The sequence below is a fragment of the Nostoc sp. UIC 10630 genome (assembly GCF_010747425.1).
In the GTDB taxonomy this organism is placed as follows: domain Bacteria; phylum Cyanobacteriota; class Cyanobacteriia; order Cyanobacteriales; family Nostocaceae; genus Nostoc.
On sequence record NZ_JAAGOG010000397.1, the window covers coordinates 1 to 2,432 of the forward strand.

Annotated in this window: 3 protein-coding genes; 2 read left to right on the forward strand and 1 reads right to left on the reverse strand. The window is 44.8% G+C overall.

The features are described 5' to 3' along the window. The first annotated feature begins 285 nt into the window (after positions 1 to 285). The gene (locus G1O98_RS37845; protein WP_163939543.1) at positions 286 to 492 is read left to right on the forward strand and encodes a hypothetical protein; all 207 of its coding nucleotides are present in this window, start codon (positions 286 to 288) and stop codon (positions 490 to 492) included. A gap of 22 nt (positions 493 to 514) precedes the next feature. Beyond that, positions 515 to 688 (forward strand): hypothetical protein, encoded by a 174-nt coding sequence (locus G1O98_RS37850; protein ID WP_163939545.1) that lies wholly within the window; start codon positions 515 to 517, stop codon positions 686 to 688. A gap of 46 nt (positions 689 to 734) precedes the next feature. Here the strand turns inward: G1O98_RS37850 and nadB are convergent, their stop codons facing one another. Next, positions 735 to 2,411, reverse strand: a complete 1,677-nt coding sequence (gene nadB, locus G1O98_RS37855) for an L-aspartate oxidase (RefSeq protein ID WP_163939547.1) — start codon at positions 2,409 to 2,411, stop codon at positions 735 to 737. Positions 2,412 to 2,432: the final 21 nt, after the last annotated feature.

A 2,432-nucleotide genomic window follows, 5' to 3' on the forward strand; every position in this document is an offset into this window, starting at 1 on the left:
AATGCTTATAGCAATCCATCAACATATCTAACTTTAGGCTGATGTAAAAATGGCTGATTAAGAATATTACTTAAGTATAGGAACTATTTAATACCAGCAAAATAAAGTTGTTGTACAAGTAAACACCACAATTACTTGTAAAGTATTGGGAATAATTTAATAAAGTTCAAATATTTTTTTCAAAAATACCAGTAAATATACGCAAGTCAATAAAAATACGTTTTAAATGAAAAATTAGTAAATTTACTGCAATCTATGAAAACTAACTTCCGATTCACAAAGATTATGATACTCTGTATAAGTGCTTACATATTATTGCCGAAATTTGCCGCTTGCACGAGCCTATTCGGTACTGCAAGTGCTAATACTGTTGTTACTACTAGCAGCAATACTTTTATCGCCCGCAAAGTCAATTCTTCAAATTTAAAAGACACATATATCCCACCAAATTATGGTGGCCCTGACAGTCAGCATGGTAGCGGCACTCGCTGATGGCCATTTTTGATTTTAGATTGTGGTAAAGCAGCGCTATAAAGCGGCTCATGTCTTAGACACCACATCTGTTCCTTGGAAATATCCCAAAAAGAACGGGCTGAAGTTTCCGCCGACAGGATTAGCGAGTCTTGTTCCTTTGGGAGATAGCAAGGGTAGTTTATTAAAAATATTACTAGAACAGAGCTGTCCCTAACTCCGCCCATAATTACATAGATGAGGAATGGGGTACAGAAGAATGTTCAAGATAATATTGAAGATTTCCACCAATGATTTGTTTGGACAAGTGTATGAACTTGCCAATTGGGGTCTGGTTGAGGATAGTCTAAACGATAGTGTCCGCCTCGGCTCTCGGTTCTAAAAGCAGCACTTTTGAGAATTAAATCAGCCACATCTAATAAATTGCGGGTTTCTGCCCAAAGTCGTAATTGTCGTTCAACATCTGGGAACTCAAAACTAGCTGATTCTGTTGGGTGTAAAGCAAGCAAGAATTGACTTAAAGGCAAAGCAGCGAAATCTTGCTGCCAAGATTCAACAGTAGCGATCGCAGTTTCCAACTTTGATTGCTCCCGACAAATACCAGCACTTTCCCATACTAGACGTGGTAACTTCTCTCTGAGTGCTTCTAGCTGTACTTGCTGGCTGTGCCACTCACTAGCATCAACACTAAATTTCCGTGATGTCAGCACTGGTGTTTCTGACGGCAACCCAATATTTTCCAACTCTATTTGGCTCATCTGGGCCCCAAAGACAATACATTCCAGCAGGGAATTACTGGCAAGGCGATTTGCCCCATGCACCCCGGTACTAGCAGTTTCACCCACCGCGTACAAACTTTTAATATTCGTGCGATTCATCAGATCCGCGACAATTCCACCCATCCAGTAATGGGCAGCAGGCGCTACAGGAATTGGTTCATGGAAAACATCAACTCCCCAATGCTGGCAAACTTTAATGATATTGGGAAAGCGATGACGAATCTTGTCGGCAGGGATGGGGCGCATATCCAACCACACATGGGCAGTGGCCAAATCAACGGCAGTACGTTGTAAATGGCTGAAAATTGCTCTGCTAACTACATCTCTCGGTGCGAGTTCACCTGCCGGGTGGTAGTCAAAGGCAAAACGCCGCCCTTCGTCATCAACAAGGTGTGCCCCCTCGCCGCGTACAGCTTCGCTAATCAGAAAGCGATCGGCACCAGGTTTAGTCAGGGCAGTGGGGTGAAATTGCACAAATTCCAAATCGCGGAGGATAGCCCCAGCCCGATACGCGATCGCTACCCCATCACCAGTACTCACAGCCGGGTTAGTAGTTTGGGCAAATACCTGACCGCCGCCACCTGTTGCCAAGATCACAGCACCAGCTTTAATCCATGTGATTTTACCTTTATAAAACAAGCTTATTCCCTGACAGCGATTGCTTTCAGGTTCAATCCACAAACTCAAAGCCAAAGCTTGCTGAATGACTTGAATATTCGGGCGACGTAATACTTGGGCGGTGAGAGTGGTTGTAACTTCCCTGCCTGTGGTGTCCGCAGCGTGGAGAACACGGTTGCGAGAATGGGCAGCTTCTAAAGTTAAAGCCAAGGCTTGACCATGACGGTCAAAAGCAACCCCCAAGTCAACTAGGGATTGAATGCATTTAGGGGCAAGTTGGGCGAGAAATTCTACAGCAGTGCGATCGCACAAACCTGCACCTGCCCGGATGGTATCTTCAATGTGCAGCGTAGGAGAATCTTCCGGGGAAACGGCTGCGGCTATACCACCTTGTGCCCAATCACTAGCGGACAAAGCAACAGTTTCTTTGGTAATCAAGCCGACTCGCAAGGACTCTGGTAGACACAGCGCTGTGTATAGTCCAGCAGCACCAGCGCCGACTACTAAAACATCAAATTGGCTAGGAATATCTATCTGAGGCAAGGTAATGGGGGAGGGGGGACG